The following is a 21349-nucleotide window of genomic DNA, read 5'->3' on the forward strand; positions in this document are numbered from 1 at the left end:
CCGTTTTAAATATTATGCAGGGTAACATTCTTTTAGAAGCAACGTGAAAGGAGGGGGTATGAAGCAATAAATGTAAGCGTATACATTATAACATTAGGATAAAATCATGTCGACGAGTTAAGGTTTAAAATGGAAAATACTTTACTCTATAATTCGACCTTTTTTTCCTAATTCCGATATTAAATATCAATAATCCTCAAAAACCTTCTGGATAAAAAAACACCTGATCTTACCACGAATGGTTTGATCAGGTGTTTTCATAAATTAAAGTTATCGCATTTCTGCAATTTGGATTCGGTTGATGGCACGTTTAAGCGCTAAATCAGCTCTTTTGGCATCATTTGATCCATCATTGTTCTGCAATCTTTGTTCAGCACGGGCTTTTGCTGCTTGAGCACGTGCAAGATCGATAGTTTCAGCTCTTTCAGCAGATTGAGCCAAAATGGTTACCACATCAGGGCGAACTTCCAAGAAGCCACCATTTACAGCTACATAGTCTGTGTTGCTTCCATTTTTAAGACGGACAGCACCAATGGTAAGCGGGGCTACAGTTGGAACGTGTCCAGCCATGATTCCCAGCTCACCGCTTTTAGCTTTAGTGCTTACCATTTCAACTTCTGCATCATATACTGGGCCATCGGGAGTAACAACATTGACTTTAATGGTCTTCATTTCATTCCCTCCTAGGTCCCTTTAATTAAGCCATTTCTTTTGCTTTAGCAACAACTTCTTCGATGCGGCCAACTAGACGGAAAGCATCTTCAGGAAGTTCGTCATATTTTCCAGCTAGGATATCTTTGAATCCTTGGACTGTTTCTTTAACTGGTACATAAGATCCTTTTTGACCAGTAAATTGTTCAGCCACGTGGAAGTTTTGTGACAAGAAGTTTTGAATTCTACGAGCACGTTGCACGATTACTTTTTCGTCTTCGCTTAACTCGTCCATACCCAAGATCGCAATAATATCTTGAAGTTCTTTATATTTCTGTAAAGTTGATTGAACTTGACGAGCTACTTTATAGTGCTCAGCTCCAACGATTTCTGGGCTAAGAGCACGAGAAGAAGAAGCCAATGGATCAACTGCTGGGTAGATACCCATTTCAGAAAGTTTACGCTCAAGGTTAGTTGTTGCATCTAAGTGAGCGAAAGTTGTAGCTGGAGCCGGATCCGTATAGTCATCGGCAGGTACATAGATCGCTTGAATAGATGTAACAGAACCTTTATTAGTTGATGTGATACGTTCTTGTAATTGACCCATTTCTGTAGCAAGGGTTGGTTGGTAACCTACCGCTGAAGGCATACGGCCTAGAAGGGCAGAAACCTCTGAACCTGCTTGAGTGAAACGGAAGATGTTATCGATGAAGAAAAGAACGTCTTGTCCTTGTTCGTCACGGAAATATTCAGCCATTGTCAAACCACTTAGAGCTACACGCATACGTGCACCTGGTGGCTCGTTCATTTGTCCGAATACCATCGCTGTTTTCTTAATAACACCAGAATCAGTCATCTCGTAGAAAAGGTCATTTCCTTCACGAGTACGCTCACCTACACCAGCGAATACTGAAATACCGCCGTGCTCTTGTGCGATGTTATTAATAAGTTCTTGGATAAGTACAGTTTTACCAACACCAGCACCACCGAAGAGACCGATTTTACCACCTTTGATGTAAGGTGCAAGTAAATCTACTACTTTAATACCAGTTTCAAGAATTTCAACTGTTGTTGATAAGTCCTCAAAAGTTGGTGCTTGTCTGTGAATTGGATCACGACGCACCTCTGCTGTAAGTGGTTCAAATAGGTCAATGTTTTCCCCTAATACGTTGAAAACGCGGCCTAGAGTTACTTCACCTACAGGAACGGAAATTGGAGCTCCTGTATCAACAGTCTCTGCACCACGAGTTAAACCATCAGTGGAAGACATTGCTACAGTACGAACTGTATTATCACCTAGTTGAAGGGCCACTTCAAGAGTTAGTCCTGTACCAGACGCTGTATTTTCGATTCTTAACGCGTTATAGATCTTAGGAAGTTGTCCGTCTTCGAATTTCACGTCAACAACCGGACCCATAACTTGAGTAACGCGTCCTATATTCATCGTTTTCCCTCCTAACGTTGCTTATAACGACTATCGAGATTATGGAACGGCCAAGCTTCGTTCGGGCCGACCGTCCCCGTTAATGATTTTATTCTAAAGCTGCTGCACCGCCAACAATTTCCGTGATTTCTTGAGTAATTGCGGCCTGACGTGCACGGTTATATTGCAATGAAAGCGAGTCGATCAATTCTTTCGCATTATCGGTTGCATTTTTCATTGCAGTCATACGTGCAGAGTGCTCACTTGCTTTACCATCTAACAAAGCACCATAAATTAAACTTTCTGCGTACTGAGGTAGTAATACCTCAAGAATTTCTTCTGCATTCGGTTCAAATTCATAAGAAGTCAATGCTGCATTGGAAGTATCAAAGTCAGCTAAAGGAAGGACTTGCGTTTCCGTTACATCCTGCTGGATTGGGCTGACATAATGGTTATAGTACATATAAAGCTCATCACACAGTTCATTTAGATACAAATTCACTGTTGATTTAGCAAGGGAGCTAATGTCAGCGAAAGACGGCTGATCGGGAACCCCAGTTACTTCAAGCTCTACGTGCATATTACGGCTGACAAAGAAATCACGGCCAACCCTTCCGATTGCGATAATGACGAACTCATCATTGGATTTATGGCGTTCAAGAATAGTTTTATGAACGTGGCGAAGGATGCTACTGTTGTATGCACCTGCCAATCCGCGGTCCGATGTGATTACCAGGTAACCGGTTTTCTTCACTGGACGTGAGACAAGCATTGGATGAGATGCACCCGTACTTCCGTTCGCAATACTTGATACTACTTCTTGAATTTTTTCCATATATGGAACATATGCTTTAGCATTAGCTTCAGCACGGTTCATTTTAGAAGCAGATACCATCTGCATCGCTTTTGTAATTTGACTCGTCTTTTTCGTTGAAGTAATCCGAGACTTAATATCGCGTAAAGAGGCCATTCATTCTCACCACCCTTTATAAATTAGTTAGACCTTATTATTCAGAAATAACGAAGTTCTTTTTGAACTCGTTAATTGCAGCAACGATAGCAGCGTCTTCAGGAAGACCTTTAGTTGTGCGAATGTGATCTAATAATTCTGGATGAGAACGATCTAGGAACACATAGTATTCTTCTTCAAAACGAAGGATATCCGATACTGGAATATCATCTAGATGACCTTTAGTCAATGCATAGAAAATCATGACTTGTTTTTCAACTTTAATTGGTTTATTTAGATCTTGCTTAAGAACTTCAACTGTACGAGCACCACGGTTAAGTTTTGCTTGAGTAGCAGCATCAAGATCAGAACCGAATTGGGAGAATGCTTCCAATTCACGATAAGAAGCTAAGTCTAGACGTAATGTACCAGCAACTTTTTTCATCGCTTTAATTTGTGCAGATCCACCAACACGGGATACGGAAAGACCAGCGTTAATCGCAGGACGTACACCTGAGAAGAACAAATCAGATTGTAAGAAGATTTGTCCATCTGTGATGGAAATAACGTTTGTTGGAATGTAAGCAGAGATATCGCCTGCTTGTGTTTCAACAAATGGAAGCGCAGTAATTGAACCGGCACCTAAAGTGTCATTCAATTTAGCTGCACGCTCAAGTAAGCGGGAGTGCAAGTAGAATACATCCCCAGGGAATGCTTCACGACCTGGAGGACGGCGAAGAAGCAAGGAAAGTTCACGGTATGCTGATGCTTGTTTAGAAAGATCATCATATACCACTAAAACGTGCTTGCCAGCGAACATGAACTCTTCACCCATAGTCACACCAGCATATGGAGCTAGGTATAAAAGTGGTGCTGGTTGAGAAGCTGATGCAGATACAACAATTGTGTAATCTAGTGCACCATTTTTACGTAGTGTCTCAACTGTTCCACGAACTGTTGATTCTTTTTGACCAATAGCAACATAAATACAGATCATGTCTTGGTCAGCTTGGTTAAGGATTGTATCAATCGCAACTGATGTTTTACCAGTTTGACGGTCACCAATGATTAACTCACGTTGTCCGCGTCCGATTGGTACTAGAGCATCGATTGCTTTAATCCCTGTTTGTAATGGCTCATGAACAGATTTACGGTCCATAACACCTGTAGCAGGGCTTTCGATTGGACGAGTTTTTGTTGTAGCGATTGGGCCAAGACCATCTAATGGTTGTCCTAGCGGATTCACGACACGTCCGATTAATTCTTCTCCAACTGGCACTTCCATGATACGGCCAGTACGGCGTACTTCACTGCCTTCTTGAATGTCTCTGAATGGTCCAAGAATAACAACACCTACGTTATTTTGCTCAAGGTTTTGTGCCAATCCCATTGAACCATTAGAAAATTCTAAGAGCTCCCCAGCCATTGCATTATCTAAACCATGAACGCGAGCGATACCATCACCAACAGTGATTACTGTACCTACATCGCTTACTTTAATTTCCGACTGATAGTTTTCAATCTGCTTTTTAATCAGCGCACTGATTTCTTCAGCTTTGATGCTCATGAATTTCACCCCTATCTGTGAATATTAACCTAATAGTTGTTTGCTAAGGCGATCAAGCTTCCCGCTTATCGTTCCGTCATAAATACGGTTACCGATTTGAAGTTTGATGCCGCCAAGAATACTGCTATCCGTAACATTAGTGATACGCAAATTACGTTTGCCGATTTTTGCAGCAAAAGCTGAAGACACAGCTTCCGCTTCAGCTTCAGTTAAAGGATTAACTGTATAAACAGTCGCGTCCGCAACTGAATTTTCTTCATTCGCAAGTTCAATGAACTCTTGTGCCATAGCAGTCACTTCACCTGTACGATGACGCTCCACCATTAACATTACAGTATTTTGAACGGAAGACGAAAGACTTGCAAATGCATTTGCAAGCAATGTATTTTTTGCATCGCTAGTCATTTTAGGATGAGCCAAGAAGTTTAATAGCTCTTTATCATTTGTGAAAACGTCATTCACTATGCGAAGCTCTTCTTCAAGTTGGTTAATGAGATTTTGCTCTTTCGCAATTTGGAAAAGAGCTACAGCATAACGTCCTGCTACAGTTATATCGCTCATTTACCTTCTCCTGCCTCTTGAATATATTCATTGATTAGTTTTTCTTGATCAGCTGATGAAAGTTCTTTCTCAATCACCTTAGAGGCGATCATAACAGATAATGAAGCTACTTGCTCGCGTAAGGCGGCAACTGCTTTTTCTCTCTCTTGAACGATTTCACGTTTTGCTGATTCTTTAACACGTTCAGCCTCTGCACGCGCTTGATTAATAATATCTTCGCGCTGTGCTTCGCCTTGTTGCTTAGCATTCTCTATAAGTTGTCCCGCTTCAGTGCGAGATTGTTTTACGATTTCACGCTGTTCTTCTAAATATTTCAGTGCTTCTTTTCTACTAACTTCAGCTGCTTCAATTTCATTCGCAACATGCTCTTCACGTTCTTTCATGATGCCCATTAAAGGACCCCATGCAAACTTCTTAAGCAACGCTAACAAAATAATAAAGATTACAAGCTGGTATATGATATCCCCACCATTAAAGTGGGCTGCTTGACCAAGAACATAATTGCTTGTTAACACGCTCGGTTCACTCCCTTCATGAGATTCACTATTGAAGTTCTGTATTTTCGATTGACAGTATCACTGTCATAATTGTTCACTTTAACACAGAGCAATGGCGAAGGGTCTCCTTGGATCATCTTCGCCATTATTGAACTTTTTCAAGTTACCTTATTTACCCATTACAATAAACGCGATAACTACAGCGATGATTGGAAGTGCCTCAACTAACGCAATACCAACGAACATTGTAGTTTGAAGCATACCACGAGCTTCTGGCTGACGAGCCATTCCTTCAATTGTACGCCCTACGATAAGACCATTACCAATACCCGCACCTAGTGCACCTAATCCAACTGCGATAGCAGCAGCTATAAGACCTAAAGAACCTGTCATGATAAATTTCCTCCTTGAAATGTTGTTTTATTTTTTCATCAATATAATGTTCAAAATGAACAATATTTATAATTAATGGTCGTCACTTACTTTATGGGAAAGATAAACCATCGTTAACATAGTAAAGATAAAAGCTTGAATGGAGCCGACAAAGATACTAAATCCTTCCCAAGCTAACATTGGTAATGCAGCAGTGGCTGCACCCACAACACCACTTGTTCCTAGTCCAGCAAGTAAAGTTAATAGTAACTCACCCGCATAAATATTCCCGTAAAGCCGCAATCCTAGAGTTAACGTATTAGCGAACTCCTCAATAATCTTTAACGGAAACAAGAAACCCATTGGTTGGACATAAGTTTTGGCATAATTTTTCATGCCTCTCATCTTGATACCATAATAATGAGTTAAACCCATTACCATAACTGCCAAGGTTAAAGTTATTGCTGGATCTGATGTAGGTGATTTCCACCAAAGTTCATGCCCTATTACAATCGAGAACGGCAATCCTAACATGTTTGAAACAAATACGTACAATATTAATGTCATTCCCAACATAAGGAACTGACCACCCGTACGCCAATCCATATTGCTGTTGATGATATTTTTCACAAAATCCATAACCCATTCGATAAAGTTTTGGATTCCTGTTGGCTTCATCGCAAGTTTTCGAGTTGCTGCTACAGCAATAATGAAGACAATGAGACTTGCGATAGTCATCATAAGAACATTAGCCAAGTTGAAATGTATTCCAGTATCCATAAATTCCCACATAGGAGCTTCATGATTCAACAGTATTCACCTCTCTTCTTTACTACCTACGTATGTTTTGCATAAAATAATCTATCATAATGACAAAGTAAACTGTCATTAATCCCACTACCACGCAGACCACTTGAAACTCGTCAGGATATCTCAATGCAATAATTGCAGCTAAACCCGCTACAGACATTCTAGTTAAACTACCAAGGGAGCGCGTTTTCTTACCTTCGGCAACCTCTTGAGCGAACTTTTTGTTCTTTTTGACCATTGACCAGAATATAAATAGGCTGAAGGCTGTTCCAAGCAATAATCCTTGGAAGACTGAATCATGTGAAGTGAAGCCCACCCCGAGTACATAAATACCCATTAAATACAACATGTATTTTAGCTGCCTATTGAACATTTTTTCCAATTCTAGCATTTTGTCATGTAATCTCCCTAGAAATATTGTAGTATCTGTGTTTAGCTAGGGAATTTGCCCGTAACAAGTCCAAATAGAAGGTCAAAAACTAGCTTCTATTTGACACGTTATTAACGTATGAAACCCCTCTCATTTTACATCCTTAGTTAGCATACAATAGGCAAGAATCAATGTCAATGAGTGGTTAGTGAAATTTGTCACAGGTTTGTAATTATTAACGAATTGTTCACAAATTATCTTTTTTATACTATTGACATCCATTTTATTTTACTTATTATCCTCTATTCACTCAATAAGTAACGTCTTTTCTATCCGATCTTCCCTTCCACCCTTTCTCGCAAAGATTATCGCTTTATACACTCCCTTAGGCGGCAAGTTCTTTTTCAATACATCTTTTTTGATCAAACCGGAAGGTGCCGATTTGGACCAATCCAAGTATCCAGCGAATTTCAAGCTATCTTCCTCATAAAGGGCAATACCGAATTCTTCAGCCCCGCGCGGAAGGTACATTTCGTATCGATATGTGCCTTTCTGGTCCCCTTGGCCAAAATCAAATCCCATTATCCTTGGGTAATCAGGCTCTTCCTTTACATATAAATAAGGAAGGGATATTCTTTTGGTTCCTTCCATTATAATGAGGTATCCATCAAAGACTCCTTTTTTAAGCTTGGCTGGGTTGACCTGCAGCCCCACTTTTATCCGTTTTTTTTCCTTCGGATTCAAAGTAAGGGATTTCGGCAATTCCCAAGTAAGTCCCGTCTCATTCAATGGAACCATGAAAGAGTACTTCCTCATTTCCGTTCCGGTATTTTCTATGACTATCGTTTCATGATGTTCTTCAATTCCTTCTTTTTTCGTATACATCCCAAAAGACAATGAGCTTGGACTCAAGAGCGTGTCCGCTTTTAATGCTTCGTCGACCCGGATGCGTCCAGCCCCCTGTTCATATGTGTGATACAATTGATTCGTAGATTTCCTCAATGGTTTGGAAGTGCTCATCAATGCAGATTTCACTTGCTCCGGGTTCCATTCGGGGTGTTTTTGCAGGATTAAGGCGCATGCTCCTGCAACATGCGGTGCGGACATACTTGTTCCATCCAGGGACATATATCCTTTAGGGATGGTACTTTCAATTTCCACTCCCGGTGCCAATACGTCAGGCTTTATTCCCCATGATACGGTTACCGGTCCCCTGGAGCTAAAATCTGCGAGCTTATCCTGCTCGTTCTTATAAACAAATTGAACGGTTTTGCTCTGCCCTTGCTCCAAGATTTGCTTTAGCTGTAATCCATCTCTTCTATTAATAGAAGCAGCTGGGATGTTCATTTCTTTTTCCAAGCTTCCAGTAAAGGTCCCGCTTGTATTATTATAAACAATTACCCCCTTTGCACCTGCCTTCTCTGCATTGGATACTTTCTGCTGGAAGGTAAGTGTGCCACGTTCCATCAACACAATCTTATCCCGAACATGTTTCAGGTCCTTTTCATTACCCAGACCCCCAAATATGACATCCTCGGAAAACGTCAGGTTCCATTTTTTAGAACTTTGAAACACGGTTAAATGCGATTGATGCTTTTTCGATCCAAGTCCGTAAATCATATACGGAACCCTTAAGGGAGGAGTCGATGCCCCAACGGAAATCGCTTTTTCCGCTGTTCCGGGTGAGCCTACGGTCCATACAGCAGGACCGGAATTCCCGTTGGATGTCACGGCAACGATGCCGCTTTCCACAGCTTTATTCAACGCAAGGGAGATAGGTAAATCAGGGCCATTGATGTTATTGCCAAGAGAGAGGTTCAATACATCCACCCTATCCTTCATGGCTGACTCAATAGCCATCAAGACTTGGTCTGTATCTCCTGCACCACCTGGTCCCAAAGCTCGATATGCATATATCTCCGCTTCTGGTGCGACGCCTTTCATTTTTCCATTGGCTGCAATGATGCCTGCCACATGAGTCCCATGTAATGTATCCAGGTCGCCTTGATTTTTGGTTTCCATCGGATCTTCATCACCATCTACCAGATCCTTCCCTCCTTTATAAGCACGTTGCAAATCTGGATGTGTATAATCGATTCCAGTATCTATGATTCCTACTTTTACCCCTTTCCCGGTGATCCGGTGATTCTCCTTATCAAAGAAACCCCTGACCCTTCCTCCTCCTATGTATGGGACACTTTTATCCAACACCGCTTGATAAACGGTTACTTCCGTTACAGCCTGAATTGCATCCTCCTTTTTAAGTTGTTCTATCTCATTCATTTTCCCCTGAACGGAAAATCCTTTCAGGGCAACTGAATAAACATTCCGTAATTGAAGAGATGGATATTTCTCAAGCAGTTTTTCGATTTTTTTTCGTTGAAACACCTTATCCATCGTGACAACAACCGTTACTTCCTTAGATTCAGATAGTTTTGGTAATGGCGGCAGAATGACGGATGCCAATCCCTTTTCATTTTGATAAATAAATATAAAAAGGAAAACAAACACTATGAACGTTTTCTTTCCCAACATAATCATCCCCTTAGCTGTTATCTTTTCTCAACAACCTTGGAGTATGCAAATAAAAAAAGGAAAAGCGCATGGCTTTTCCTTTTTTATGAGTCAAATCTAGTTGGTGGCATGTCTGCTTGCTTAAAATAGTAACGGATGGCTTCAGCAATGCGGACCGAAGCATTTCCATCCCCATATGGATTTGAAGCTTTGGACATTTTTTCGTGCACGTCTTGATCGGTGAGCAATTCATGTGCCAAATTATATATGTTTTGTTCATCAGTACCCGCCAATCTTAAGGTTCCAGCAGCAATCCCCTCAGGACGTTCGGTCGTATCCCTTAAAACTAGGACAGGTACACCAAGTGACGGTGCCTCTTCCTGGATTCCTCCAGAATCTGTCAAAATAAGATAGGCTCTTGAAGCGAAGTTATGGAAATCCAATACATCCAGCGGTTCAATCAAATGAACCCGCGGATCGTCCCCGAGAATTTCATTTGCCAATTCCTGAACAAGCGGATTTAAATGGACAGGATATACCACTTGAACGTCATCATGCTCAGCAATGATTTTCTTCACGGCCCTGAAGATATTCCTCATGGGTTCGCCAAGGTTTTCCCTGCGATGGGCTGTAAGCAAAATGAGCCTGTCTTCTCCAAGTCCATTTAAAACTGGATGGGAATACGTGGAACGTACAGTAGTTTTTAAAGCATCGGTTGCCGTATTTCCCGTTACGAAGATATTATCCTTCTTGTTTTCGTTCAGCAGATTCTCCTCCGCTTTCGAAGTCGGCGCAAAATGCAAATCTGCCATAGTACCTGTAAGCTGCCGATTCATCTCTTCCGGATAGGGGGAATACTTATTCCATGTGCGCAGCCCTGCTTCTACATGCCCAATGACAATTTGATTATAAAAAGCTGCCAGACTTGCGACAAACGTTGTGGTTGTATCACCGTGTACAAGAACAATATCAGGTTTGGCTTCCTTCATTACTGAATCAAGACCATTTAATGCTCTTGTTGTAATGTCAGCAAGCGTTTGCCTTTCCTTCATTATGTCCAAGTCATAGTCCGGCTGTATCGAAAATAGTTCGAGAACTTGATCTAACATTTGGCGATGCTGAGCCGTAACAGCAACGATCGGCTTGAAATATTCTGGGTGTTTTTGAAATTCGAGTACTAAGGGCGCCATTTTGACAGCTTCTGGTCTCGTCCCGAAAATGGTCATGACTTTTATCGGTTTATTCATTCGTGACACCTCAGTTTCTCTCCTTATTTTGTGCCGAATAAACGATCTCCCGCGTCTCCAAGACCTGGAACGATATACCCGTGTTCATTCAGTTTTTCGTCAAGACCCGCAATATAAATATCAACATCAGGATGGGCTTCTTTTAATGCTTCTACACCCTCTGGAGCTGCAATCAAACACATGAATTTAATATTGACTGCACCGCGCTTTTTAATGGAATGGATCGCTTCGATGGCTGATCCGCCAGTGGCTAACATCGGGTCAACGACAATGCATTCCCTTTCAGCCAAATCGCTTGGCATTTTCGCATAATACTCCACCGGTTTCAATGTTTCAGGATCACGGTAAAGTCCAACATGTCCGACCTTTGCAGCAGGAATCAGCTTAATGATCCCGTCCACCATCCCTATGCCTGCACGTAAAATAGGGACGATACCCACTTTTTTACCAGAAAGCATTTTCACTTTCGCTGTGCTTACAGGCGTTTGGATTTCCACCTCTTCCAGCGGCATATCCCTCGTGATTTCAAATGCCATCAATGATGCAACTTCATCCACTAGTTCACGGAATTCTTTTGTTCCTGTATTTATATCACGTATATAGGCTAATTTGTGTTGAATTAACGGGTGATCGAAAACATAAACTTTTCCCATTTAGCATCTCTCCAATTCCATTGCTTAGTTTTGCGCTTTTTTATGATTTCCCTAATCGAATAGAAAAATTTTCGTGTCTCTTAAAATTCACTTCAACCTATTTTACAGAAAAAAGGTTCAATCTTCAATAAAGGTTTAGATGTCAGACCTATTTTCACTATTCGGATTCTTCTAACACCGGCCTTCCATAAGATACAAAAAAACCGCTCCCTTTAAAAGGGAGCAGCTACGAAATTACAATGAAGGATATAATTCAAATTTGTTCGCTAATGATTCGACACGCTGTTTTGCTTCTTCAAGTTTAGCTGCGTCTTCATTATTTTTCAAAACAAGTCCGATGATTGCAGCTATTTCATCCATGTCTTCCAATCCGAAGCCACGTGATGTCACCGCCGCAGTCCCAATACGTATACCGCTGGTTACGAATGGTTTTTCCGGGTCATAAGGAATCGCATTTTTGTTCACGGTAATACCGATTTCATCCAAAACATGTTCTGCGATTTTTCCCGTTAATCCAGTAGAGCGCACATCAAGAAGAATCAAGTGATTGTCCGTTCCATCAGAAACAAGGGTGAACCCTTCTTTCTTCAAACCTTCGCCCAAGCGTTTAGCATTATCGATGATTTGTTGTGCATATACTTTAAATTCATCTTGAAGCGCTTCGCCGAATGCAACAGCCTTAGCGGATATAACATGCATCAACGGACCGCCTTGAATTCCAGGGAAGATGGATTTATCGATCTTCTTACCGAATTCTTCTTTACAGATGATCATCCCTCCGCGTGGTCCGCGAAGTGTTTTATGAGTGGTTGTCGTTACAAAGTCAGCAAAAGGAATCGGGCTTTGATGTAATCCAGCCGCAACTAAACCTGCAATATGCGCCATATCAACCATTAAATAAGCCCCGACTTCATCTGCAATTTCACGGAATCGCTTGAAGTCAATTTCCCGTGGATATGCACTTGCACCCGCTACGATCAATTTCGGTTTGTGCTGACGCGCTTTTTCCAATACATCATTGTAATCGATACGGTGATCTTTTTCGTCTACACCATATTCAACAAAATTGTAGTTAACACCACTGAAGTTAACTGGACTTCCATGTGTTAAGTGACCTCCATGCGAAAGGTTCATCCCAAGCACTGTGTCTCCAGTTTGAAGAACAGTAAAGTAAACGGCCATATTGGCTTGAGCTCCAGAGTGAGGCTGTACGTTCACATACTCTCCTCCGAAAATTTCTTTCGCACGCTCACGTGCTAGATCTTCAACGATGTCTACATACTCACATCCGCCATAGTAACGTTTTCCAGGGTATCCTTCTGCATACTTATTAGTCAAGACCGAACCTTGTGCTTCCATGACAGCTTCACTCACGAAGTTTTCAGAAGCAATAAGCTCAATCTTACTTCTTTGACGCCCTAATTCCAGTTGAATTGCGTTAAACACTTGCTCATCTTGCTTTGCTAAACGATTCATTCCGTAATTCCTCCTCAAATTGTGCGTGATTCGCTTTTTAGTATTTATGTGCAACATGCCTTCAAAAAAGCATGAAAAAGCCTTACCAATAGTTATTAGAAAATTCTACTCCATTTTAACATGTCTAATTTAGAAGTGATAGTCTAATTTTATCGAACGTTAAATGTTTTTTTATTTAAAAACGTTCGTATTTAACATCGAAATTATGCTAAATAGCTCTTTCACCCTATATTTCATAAGCAAAATCACCATTCTATTAGCACTATAAAGTAATGTTTTTTTGCGAAGAGCTTTACGATAACGCTCGCATTCAATTAAAAAACAGCATTCCCCATCCGAGAAATGCTGTCCCACTTACCCATTAAGTACAACTTTTGTTATCAGAAATGTCCTGATAAACGGCCCGCTCCCCGCCAATCAGTTTCGGACGCGTTTTTGCCATGGTCACATGTGCATGTCCTATTTCTTTAATGGCAGAGCGAATTGGAACCGCCACATGCTTCAGATGCATGCCAATGAAGGTGTCCCCAATGTCTATCCCCGCATCTGCTTTAATATGTTCGACGACGACAGCATCTTTCCATTGTTGGTAGGCGTACGTCGCCATCGATCCCCCAGCTGTTCTTACAGGTACAACCGAAACTTCTTCATAATCATATCGAACCGCGGTTTCTCTTTGCAAAACCAAGGCCCTGTTTAGATGTTCACAACATTGATATGCAACCTGAACACCCGTTTTCCCTTGAAAATCCCTAACTACGGAAAAAATCATCCCTGCAACATCTAGCGTCCCTTCAGTACCGATCCTTTTCCCGATCACTTCACTTGTACTGCAGCCGATCACCAGTAGCTGTTTCTCTTTTAAAGCTGTCTGTTCTTGAAACTCATGTAAAAGTTCCCGAAACTGGTTTTCCCATATCTCAAGCTCATTTGAAAATGTAGCATCACTTGTCATGAAAACGCATCCTTTCAATAAGAAAACTTGCTATCGGTAGAAAAGGGTTCTCTCCAAAAAAACCATAAGAATTAGCTATGTTTACCTTCATACTCCGCAATCTTACCGATCCTGTTTTGATGACGCCCGCCTTCAAATTCCGAAGTCAGCCATGTTTGTGCAATTTCCCTGGCCAGACCCGGGCCAATGACGCGTTCCCCCATCGCTAACATATTGGTATCATTATGCTGGCGGGTCAATTTCGCACTATAGACATCATGAACCAATGCACATCGTATTCCTTTAACTTTATTGGCAGCAATGCTCATTCCAATTCCAGTTCCACAGATTAAAATGCCTCGATCGAACTCACCCCGCGCCACTTTTTCAGCAACCGGCAAAGCATAATCAGGATAATCCACCGACGTACTGCATTCACAGCCAAAGTCCTCAAATGGAATCTGTAACTCATTTAATAAATTCTTTATTTCTTCACGAATATGTATACCACCGTGATCCGAAGCAATCGCAACTTTCATCATAATCCTCCTCTAGCTTTTTCATTTGATTTTATTGTGTCACAAAATTATGAAAAGATAAAGGATGTCCATCCTTTTTCCCCGCAAAGAAGCAGGAAACCAACTCGGGTTTCCTGCAGTAAAATGTCAAGTGTGAAAGCGGGTAATGGTCCTGTTAACCCTTTTCCGCTTGCACTTTAAGTTCCATTGCCGATTTTTCGACATTTTCCATGACTAGCGCTTGTTCACTTGTCGTAGCCGTCACTTCTTCCGCTCCAGCAGATGCTTATTCTGCATTAGCAGCCACTTCTTGGGACTGCCTTGTTCCTGCACTTTGCATTGACGGGCAACAAGCTTAGTAATATCTTTTACTGCAGCGACCACATTATGTACCCCGTTTATCCTTTAAGCCTTTTCACTAATTCTTCTATTAATTCCTGCAACTCCCTGAACGTTTCACGGTAAATGCCTTCAGAACCGCCAAACGGATCTATTATGTCTCTATCATATTTATCCTCAATAATGAATTCTTTTAAAGTAAAAGTCTTATCGATCATTTTGGGGTATGCCCGGGTAATGACCGATTTATGCCCTTCCGTCATGGTGAAAATATGAGTCGCCCATTCCATTTCCTTCTCGGATAAGGGCGCTGAATGATGATTATGCACTATGTCATTTTCAACCAATACATTTTTAGCATGCAGCGAAGCATCCTGGCCTGATGAAGCATACACGCCTGCAGACTTCACTTCAACACCCGCAATATTCTTATTTTTCAATATCGCTTCTGCCATCGGGCTTCTGCATGTGTTACCTGTACATACAAATAATACTCGGATCATTTTTAACGCCTCCTTTTTTATTCATTATAAGCTATCGCCCGTTTAATATAGTCAAAAAAATCACCGTCATTATGTCCGATGAAAAATAAAAACCGCCCCAGTAATCGGAACAGTTGAGGAAGGAACGATATGAATTCAAGCGGATCAAAAAGAGAATAATAATTTCAATCCAAACGCACACAGGATGCTTCCGCCAAGAATCTCACTATACACGCCAAGCAAGCCCTGCATTTTTCTACCCAGTAAAAGCCCAGCCCACGTTAATAGAGTGGCAGCAAACCCAAAACAAAGAACGGTTAAAATCGTTTTTGCACCGTAAATTCCCAGTGTCAATCCTACCGAGAAGCTATCCAGGCTTACCCCTAAAGCAAATATGAATAGACCTTTCCCGACAGGAGCCAGCATCTTATTTTCCCTGACACCAGCTCCATCCTTTTTACCAGGGATAAACATCTGTATACCAAGAATGATCAACAATAGACCGCCAGCGTATGTAGCAAAGGTCCCGAATTTTTCTGAAATGAAACGGCCTGCCCCCATCCCAAGCAAGGGCATCCAAATATGAAAAATACCTACTGTCAGTCCTATAAAAAGTATTTGCCTCAACCTTAGCTTAAACATTCCCATTCCAAGGCCGACTGAAAAGGCATCCATTCCCAATGCGAATGCCATTAGCAATAAGGTGATGATTTCTCCAGCAAATGTATTCATTCAAATCCCCCTCGGACGTGCCTACTACATGTTATGCATGTCCGAAAAGAAATAGAAGGATAAATCAGTCCTTATTACACATGTTCCTTGATGATTTGATGGCCTGCAGCCTTCTCAAGCCGGTTCATGACCGCAGCTCCTATTCCATGGTCAGGAAACATTTCACTAAAAATGACATCGACCTCCAGATCGTCAAACTGTCTTAAAGCATCATATAAGCCTGTCGCAACAGTATGTAAATCCGCTAACGAACCTGGGACAACCACATAATCCGCCTTATAATCCTGTTGATGTTCATAAGCCGTTATGATGCCCACCTTTAACCCGTCAGTTCTTTTTTCATCCACAAGCTTCTGAAGGAAAACTTGATTACCCTTGACTAAATATAGAGGGGCCTTCGGAGCATAGTGGGTATACTTCATGCCTGGGGCTTTTGGCGCCGTTTCCTGATTCTTCAATGCGACATCTTGCCTGACTTCCCCTATTACCGCTTCCAGCTGTTCCAGGGTCACCCCGCCAGGCCTTAAAATAACAGGTACTTCCACAGTACAGTCAAGTACTGTGGATTCTACGCCCACACCCGTAGTCCCGCCATCGACTATGCCTGCAATCCGGCCCATTAAGTCATCTTCAACATGTTTTGCTGACGTAGGGCTTGGTTTCCCGGAAGTATTTGCACTTGGAGCCGCAATGGGCAAATCACTTGCACGAATAAGGCCTAGGGCAACCTGATGATCTGGCATCCTGACAGCCACCGTGTCCAATCCAGCTGTCACAAGGTTTGATAGCTGGCCCGGTTTTCGTTTCATGATCAAAGTCAAAGGACCCGGCCAAAATTCTGCCATTAGCTTCCTGGCCTGTTCCGGAATCTCTTCTACAATACCTGACAACTGGTCATCGGAGGCTATGTGAACGATTAAAGGATTATCACTCGGACGCCCCTTCGCCTCAAACACTTTTTTGACTGCCTCATCATTTTTGGCATTCGCCCCCAGTCCATAAACGGTCTCTGTAGGAAAAGCAACCACTTGATTTGCCTTTAACAATTCAGCTGATTGTATAATCTGGGGATAACTTTGTAAATTATCCACATTTTTATCCACTGACCAAATTTTCGTTTTCATCTTGAACACCATCGCCTTTTAACGTTTCTTATTTTATATAATTGCTTTTATATGAACGATTCTCTCAAATTATTGTAATAAATTCACTTAAAGATACTTTGAAAGTATAAAAGAACTATACACATAATTCAAGTGTTATCCACAAATTGGGGATAACCACATCGAATCCGTGGATAAGTTTGTGGATATTAATGATTAATGACAGACTTTTTTGATTTTTTGTTAATAACCCTGTGGATATGTTTACAAAATTATCTGATTTTAAAAAAAGAGGGCATCTGCCCCCTTTTTAAAATAGATCATTGAAGATTTCTGCAAACAGAGACTTCACTTCCACCTCAGGCTCCTTTTCCCCTTCATATAATTGTTGACCTTGTTTATTGGATGCCGCAAGTTCAACCTGTTTTTCTTCAACATTCCCATCAATGGCTTCCTCCTTCACTTCTTCCTTATCTATTGCTTCTGTCACTTGTTCCTTATCTTTTGCTTCTGTCACTTCTTCCTTTACTTCCGGCTCTGTAACCTCTTCTTTTACCGTTTCTTCCGGTACTTCTTTTACGCTCTCCTCCACTACCTTCTCTTCAACTACTTCCTCGGGCCCTTTTTCCTTATTAACCAGCACTTCTTCTTCAACTTCTTCCTCTGCACCCTCTTCATTTGTTGCAGCATACGCCTTCCCTTCCGAACTCAAGGATCCTTCATCCTCTTCCTCGACAATCGGACTTTGACTTACAGCCGTCCCATTTGAAAAATCCAGGAAACATAATGGGGGAAATAGAACACACCACCAATTTGCGCCTTCCCCCTCCCCAAGCGTGATAATCACCGCTTCATAATCCCCTGCCGGATATAAATACTGCCCGTAGAGTTTTGTCGGAAATTCCGCTTGTCCAAAATCGACTTTAACTGACTGCTCCATACCCTGTTCCTTTATAACTGCCTCAGCCGTCGCTTGGATATCCGGAAGATGAGAGGTGATCACATCCCTCGCTTCATCCAAAGAAGTAAGTTCTTGGACCCATTTTGTGATATCTTCATTTACCTCATCCCTAATCAGCCGTTTAACCGCTTGATCCTTTTCTGCATCACTATTAGCAAGTATCCGCAGACGAATCGCCTCATCCGGAATCACCTTCGTAGCTTCTGCACCGACCACCTCCGCTTTAGGCATATATATACTTACGATCGTTCCTATAGTTAAGATTAATAGATAAATAATGGCTAAATGTTTAGTTTTCATCGCCTTCGCCCCCTCACATGAATTAGTCTCACCATTTTCCAGCTATCTTAAACTAGTAAAAATAAAAAAAGTTGATTGCTGGAAATATAGATTCCAAAGGATAATGAGGGTGGTTTCCATAAAAAAATATCCGTCTCAAAAGGAGAGACGGATCAATTTAATACAGCGAAGACCATTCGATCTTTCTCATTAATATCATTTACAATGGATACTTCTGCGGCAGGAAAGGTTCGCTTCAATAAATCGGCAACCGCCTCACCCTGTCCAGTGCCCACTTCAAAACCGATCAGCCCAGGCACCTCCATGATCAGAGGTAACTGCTCCATAAAGCGGCGGTAAAAATCCAGCCCATCGATACCGGCAAATAATGCACGATGCGGTTCATGACCTGTCACGACTACTGACATGGATTCATGATCATCATCTGGTATATATGGGGGATTCGATAAAAGGACGTCCACCTTCTGGTTTATGTTTATGAAAGGCAAAAGCAAATCACCTTGCATGAACTCCACTTCGGCACCAAGTGATTCGGCATTTTTCCGCGCCACCTCAAGCGATGGTTCCGCTATGTCCGTGGCCGTCACCAACAAGTTTGATTTTTCAAGTTTCATCGTTATGGCGATTGCGCCGCTGCCGGTCCCAATATCAGCTAAACGAAGCTTCTGTCCCTCCATAAAAATGGCCGGGATTTTACGTAAAGCATAATAAATCAATTCTTCTGTTTCAGGTCTCGGTATGAGCACTTCTTCATTCACAAAGAAGGTCCGTCCATAAAATTCTTCACTGCCGATTATATATTGGATGGGCGTTCCCTCAGCATGCAGCTCAATAGCGGCCTTAAATTGCCCAAAATCCGCTTCGCTAAGCTCATCATGAAGGTTGGCCAGCATTTGGGAGCGAGTTTGTTTTAAAAAGTGCTGTAACAGGATTTCCCCAGCATTGGCATCACGATCATTTTCCTTTAAAAAAGAAGAAGCCCATTTAAGGGCTTCAAACACTTTCACGGCAGAATTACTCATCTGCATTTTCCAGCCTTGAAGATTGGTCTTCCATGATTAATGCATCAACGACTTCATCCAGTTTACCTTCCATGATTTGATCCAATTTTTGAATCGTTAAACCAATACGGTGGTCGGTAACGCGGTTTTGCGGGAAGTTATAAGTGCGAATCCTTTCGGATCTATCGCCCGTTCCAACGGCAAGCTTCCTATTTTGATCATATTCCGCCTGTACTTCGCGATGGATTTTATCGTACACCCTGGCACGCAAAACCTTCATTGCTTTTTCTTTGTTCTTGATTTGTGATTTTTCATCTTGACAGGATACAACCGTATTAGTCGGAATATGAGTCAAGCGCACCGCTGACATTGTCGTATTGACACTTTGCCCTCCAGGACCGCTTGATGCAAAGGTATCGACACGGACATCCTTATCATGGATTTCAACTTCCACTTCCTCAGCTTCTGGTAAAACGGCAACCGTGGCTGTAGATGTATGAATCCGTCCGCCTGATTCAGTTTCAGGTACCCGCTGAACGCGATGCGCTCCATTTTCGAACTTCAATTTTGAATAAGCACCATTGCCATTAATCATGAATATGATTTCCTTGTAGCCGCCAAGCCCTGTAGGACTTGCTTCAATGACTTCAGTCCGCCAACCCTGCACCTCGGCAAAACGGCTATACATTCGGTATAGACTACCTGCAAATAAGGCCGCCTCATCTCCGCCTGCCGCTCCGCGGATCTCCATGATCACGTTTTTATCATCGTTAGGATCCTTCGGAATAAGCAATATTTTCAGTTTATCCTCAAGGCCTTTTATGGTCTCATCAAGTTCATTGATCTCTTCTTTTACCATTTCACGCATATCCGCATCAAGTTTCTCCTCCAGCATCGCCTTCGCTTCCTGGAGTTGCTCACGAACCGCTTTATATTCTTTATAAGTCGATGCGGTCTCTTGAATGCTGGATTGCTCCTTAGAATATTCCCTTAGCTTCTTAGAGTCATTAATGATCTCCGGGTCACTTAATAGTTCATTCAATCTTTCATATCTATCTTCTACTGCTTGTAAACGATCAAACAAATTATTCACCTCATAAATTTTCCAAAAACATCTGTAACGATTTGGAAGTAATCCATCTTTTCTAACTATAAATAAGTAGCTCAGTGCCCCAGCTCAGTTCACTTCTAGGTTAATTATAGTATAGGTGAATAATCAACGTCAAAGAGGATTCAAAAATGTCGTTATTTCTTTAATTTGACATCTAAATTATATTGAGGCACAACCCTGTTTATCATACCTTGTATTCGCTGCATTTCCTCTTTTCTCTTTTTTTCCGTCTTGATTTGGCCTTTATCATGGACCGTAACATGAATGGTATTTCCATTAAACCAAACGGAGCCCGCCTCATAATTAGTTTCAGAATCAATGACTCCGCGGATTTCATCAATTTGCTGCCCCATGGATGGAGAATTATTGGATGTATGATGCGGTGTGTTGAGGAGCTGATCTGATGGCCGTTCCGTTTCATTGTCCCAATCTTTATTGGATACTTGATTTAAACCCTTGCCAACAAGATCCCTGCCATCACGGGATTGATCCCCATATTCCGAATCATTATTTATTGCATTGTCATTTTGGCCGCATGCCGTTAGTACAGCAAGCAGAAAGGCCGTCATAATAAGCAGTTTCGATTTCATATTTTTTCCCTCCATTTTGACTGGTTAAGAAGAACATTTCCCCGTTAGCCTGCCCAAAATGGGGCAATAGTTATCTTCTATTTCCCTTCCATGTATTGGTCATGAACCACAGCAGTTTTACCACCACTTATAATTATTCCCAACCATTTCTTCATAAAAAAAGCACCCTACGATCTCATTGGATCATA

Annotated in this window: 23 protein-coding genes; all 23 read right to left on the bottom strand. The window is 41.7% G+C overall.

The features are described from left to right. Positions 1–270 precede the first annotated feature (270 nt). Positions 271–672: a F0F1 ATP synthase subunit epsilon gene (locus MKY17_RS27090; protein ID WP_034315803.1), complete on the bottom strand. Its 402-nt coding sequence runs from the start codon at positions 670–672 to the stop codon at positions 271–273. A gap of 25 nt (positions 673–697) precedes the next feature. After that, positions 698–2095 carry a F0F1 ATP synthase subunit beta gene (atpD, locus tag MKY17_RS27095; protein WP_034315806.1) on the bottom strand — a complete coding sequence of 466 codons (1398 nt, stop codon included), beginning with the start codon at positions 2093–2095 and terminating at the stop codon, positions 698–700. An 88-nt stretch (positions 2096–2183) separates the two neighbouring features. Then, positions 2184–3044, bottom strand: coding sequence for a F0F1 ATP synthase subunit gamma (locus MKY17_RS27100; protein ID WP_098370188.1), 861 nt, complete (start codon positions 3042–3044; stop codon positions 2184–2186). 37 nt (positions 3045–3081) lie between these two features. Next, a complete protein-coding gene (atpA, locus tag MKY17_RS27105; RefSeq protein ID WP_034315812.1) occupies positions 3082–4590 on the bottom strand; it encodes a F0F1 ATP synthase subunit alpha in 1509 nt (502 codons plus the stop codon). A gap of 24 nt (positions 4591–4614) precedes the next feature. Next, positions 4615–5151: a F0F1 ATP synthase subunit delta gene (locus MKY17_RS27110; RefSeq protein WP_098370189.1), complete on the bottom strand. Its 537-nt coding sequence runs from the start codon at positions 5149–5151 to the stop codon at positions 4615–4617. Further along, complete coding sequence (atpF, locus tag MKY17_RS27115) at positions 5148–5666, bottom strand: F0F1 ATP synthase subunit B (protein ID WP_098370190.1); 519 nt, start codon at positions 5664–5666, stop codon at positions 5148–5150. Before atpF ends, MKY17_RS27110 begins: the two co-directional genes overlap by 4 nt. Before the next feature lie 150 nt (positions 5667–5816). Then, the gene (atpE, locus tag MKY17_RS27120; RefSeq protein ID WP_034315818.1) at positions 5817–6041 is read right to left on the bottom strand and encodes a F0F1 ATP synthase subunit C; all 225 of its coding nucleotides are present in this window, start codon (positions 6039–6041) and stop codon (positions 5817–5819) included. Between the two features lie 72 nt (positions 6042–6113). Further along, positions 6114–6830 (bottom strand): F0F1 ATP synthase subunit A, encoded by a 717-nt coding sequence (atpB, locus tag MKY17_RS27125; protein ID WP_076368353.1) that lies wholly within the window; start codon positions 6828–6830, stop codon positions 6114–6116. Between the two features lie 22 nt (positions 6831–6852). Further along, positions 6853–7221, bottom strand: a complete 369-nt coding sequence (locus MKY17_RS27130) for an ATP synthase subunit I (protein ID WP_063234155.1) — start codon at positions 7219–7221, stop codon at positions 6853–6855. A gap of 285 nt (positions 7222–7506) precedes the next feature. Beyond that, positions 7507–9735, bottom strand: a complete 2229-nt coding sequence (locus tag MKY17_RS27135) for a S8 family serine peptidase (RefSeq protein ID WP_339201143.1) — start codon at positions 9733–9735, stop codon at positions 7507–7509. A gap of 83 nt (positions 9736–9818) precedes the next feature. Continuing rightward, entirely contained in the window at positions 9819–10961 is a 1143-nt protein-coding gene (wecB, locus tag MKY17_RS27140; RefSeq protein WP_339201144.1) for a UDP-N-acetylglucosamine 2-epimerase (non-hydrolyzing), read from the bottom strand. A 23-nt stretch (positions 10962–10984) separates the two neighbouring features. Continuing rightward, the gene (upp, locus tag MKY17_RS27145) at positions 10985–11614 is read right to left on the bottom strand and encodes a uracil phosphoribosyltransferase (protein WP_034315825.1); all 630 of its coding nucleotides are present in this window, start codon (positions 11612–11614) and stop codon (positions 10985–10987) included. Positions 11615–11848: 234 nt separating this feature from the next. Further along, on the bottom strand, positions 11849–13090 hold the full coding sequence (gene glyA / locus MKY17_RS27150) for a serine hydroxymethyltransferase (protein ID WP_098370192.1): 1242 nt from the start codon (positions 13088–13090) through the stop codon (positions 11849–11851). Positions 13091–13451: 361 nt separating this feature from the next. Beyond that, entirely contained in the window at positions 13452–14045 is a 594-nt protein-coding gene (locus MKY17_RS27155) for a TIGR01440 family protein (protein ID WP_098370193.1), read from the bottom strand. Positions 14046–14116: 71 nt separating this feature from the next. Next, positions 14117–14563, bottom strand: a complete 447-nt coding sequence (rpiB, locus tag MKY17_RS27160; RefSeq protein WP_034315832.1) for a ribose 5-phosphate isomerase B — start codon at positions 14561–14563, stop codon at positions 14117–14119. Between the two features lie 240 nt (positions 14564–14803). Further along, positions 14804–14926 carry a hypothetical protein gene (locus MKY17_RS27165; protein WP_260397941.1) on the bottom strand — a complete coding sequence of 41 codons (123 nt, stop codon included), beginning with the start codon at positions 14924–14926 and terminating at the stop codon, positions 14804–14806. 14 nt (positions 14927–14940) lie between these two features. Beyond that, positions 14941–15384, bottom strand: coding sequence for a low molecular weight protein arginine phosphatase (locus MKY17_RS27170; protein ID WP_098370194.1), 444 nt, complete (start codon positions 15382–15384; stop codon positions 14941–14943). A gap of 144 nt (positions 15385–15528) precedes the next feature. Next, positions 15529–16095: a manganese efflux pump MntP family protein gene (locus tag MKY17_RS27175; protein WP_098370195.1), complete on the bottom strand. Its 567-nt coding sequence runs from the start codon at positions 16093–16095 to the stop codon at positions 15529–15531. Between the two features lie 74 nt (positions 16096–16169). After that, positions 16170–17219, bottom strand: a complete 1050-nt coding sequence (locus MKY17_RS27180; protein ID WP_098370196.1) for an L-threonylcarbamoyladenylate synthase — start codon at positions 17217–17219, stop codon at positions 16170–16172. Positions 17220–17508: 289 nt separating this feature from the next. Continuing rightward, positions 17509–18459 carry a stage II sporulation protein R gene (gene spoIIR, locus MKY17_RS27185; protein ID WP_339201148.1) on the bottom strand — a complete coding sequence of 317 codons (951 nt, stop codon included), beginning with the start codon at positions 18457–18459 and terminating at the stop codon, positions 17509–17511. Between the two features lie 152 nt (positions 18460–18611). Then, complete coding sequence (prmC, locus tag MKY17_RS27190) at positions 18612–19481, bottom strand: peptide chain release factor N(5)-glutamine methyltransferase (protein ID WP_286176915.1); 870 nt, start codon at positions 19479–19481, stop codon at positions 18612–18614. Continuing rightward, positions 19474–20544 (bottom strand): peptide chain release factor 1, encoded by a 1071-nt coding sequence (gene prfA, locus MKY17_RS27195; RefSeq protein ID WP_141992316.1) that lies wholly within the window; start codon positions 20542–20544, stop codon positions 19474–19476. Before prfA ends, prmC begins: the two co-directional genes overlap by 8 nt. A gap of 161 nt (positions 20545–20705) precedes the next feature. Continuing rightward, positions 20706–21161: a hypothetical protein gene (locus tag MKY17_RS27200; RefSeq protein ID WP_098370199.1), complete on the bottom strand. Its 456-nt coding sequence runs from the start codon at positions 21159–21161 to the stop codon at positions 20706–20708. Positions 21162–21349: the final 188 nt, after the last annotated feature.

Origin of the sequence: Peribacillus sp. FSL P2-0133 (assembly GCF_037975445.1) — a bacterium.
GTDB classification, from domain to species: Bacteria; Bacillota; Bacilli; order Bacillales; family DSM-1321; genus Peribacillus; species Peribacillus simplex_E.

Bases quoted from the DNA above. Each gene is read 5' to 3' on its own strand.
- MKY17_RS27090 (WP_034315803.1), bottom strand. From the start codon at position 672: ATGAAGACCATTAAAGTCAATGTTGTTACTCCCGATGGCCCAGTATAT.
- atpD (WP_034315806.1), bottom strand. From the start codon at position 2,095: ATGAATATAGGACGCGTTACTCAAGTTATGGGTCCGGTTGTTGACGTG.
- MKY17_RS27100 (WP_098370188.1), bottom strand. From the start codon at position 3,044: ATGGCCTCTTTACGCGATATTAAGTCTCGGATTACTTCAACGAAAAAG.
- atpA (WP_034315812.1), bottom strand. From the start codon at position 4,590: ATGAGCATCAAAGCTGAAGAAATCAGTGCGCTGATTAAAAAGCAGATT.
- MKY17_RS27110 (WP_098370189.1), bottom strand. From the start codon at position 5,151: ATGAGCGATATAACTGTAGCAGGACGTTATGCTGTAGCTCTTTTCCAA.
- atpE (WP_034315818.1), bottom strand. From the start codon at position 6,041: ATGACAGGTTCTTTAGGTCTTATAGCTGCTGCTATCGCAGTTGGATTA.
- MKY17_RS27130 (WP_063234155.1), bottom strand. From the start codon at position 7,221: ATGCTAGAATTGGAAAAAATGTTCAATAGGCAGCTAAAATACATGTTG.
- MKY17_RS27135 (WP_339201143.1), bottom strand. From the start codon at position 9,735: ATGTTGGGAAAGAAAACGTTCATAGTGTTTGTTTTCCTTTTTATATTT.
- wecB (WP_339201144.1), bottom strand. From the start codon at position 10,961: ATGAATAAACCGATAAAAGTCATGACCATTTTCGGGACGAGACCAGAA.
- upp (WP_034315825.1), bottom strand. From the start codon at position 11,614: ATGGGAAAAGTTTATGTTTTCGATCACCCGTTAATTCAACACAAATTA.
- glyA (WP_098370192.1), bottom strand. From the start codon at position 13,090: ATGAATCGTTTAGCAAAGCAAGATGAGCAAGTGTTTAACGCAATTCAA.
- MKY17_RS27155 (WP_098370193.1), bottom strand. From the start codon at position 14,045: ATGACAAGTGATGCTACATTTTCAAATGAGCTTGAGATATGGGAAAAC.
- rpiB (WP_034315832.1), bottom strand. From the start codon at position 14,563: ATGAAAGTTGCGATTGCTTCGGATCACGGTGGTATACATATTCGTGAA.
- MKY17_RS27170 (WP_098370194.1), bottom strand. From the start codon at position 15,384: ATGATCCGAGTATTATTTGTATGTACAGGTAACACATGCAGAAGCCCG.
- MKY17_RS27175 (WP_098370195.1), bottom strand. From the start codon at position 16,095: ATGAATACATTTGCTGGAGAAATCATCACCTTATTGCTAATGGCATTC.
- MKY17_RS27180 (WP_098370196.1), bottom strand. From the start codon at position 17,219: ATGAAAACGAAAATTTGGTCAGTGGATAAAAATGTGGATAATTTACAA.
- spoIIR (WP_339201148.1), bottom strand. From the start codon at position 18,459: ATGAAAACTAAACATTTAGCCATTATTTATCTATTAATCTTAACTATA.
- prmC (WP_286176915.1), bottom strand. From the start codon at position 19,481: ATGAGTAATTCTGCCGTGAAAGTGTTTGAAGCCCTTAAATGGGCTTCT.
- MKY17_RS27200 (WP_098370199.1), bottom strand. From the start codon at position 21,161: ATGAAATCGAAACTGCTTATTATGACGGCCTTTCTGCTTGCTGTACTA.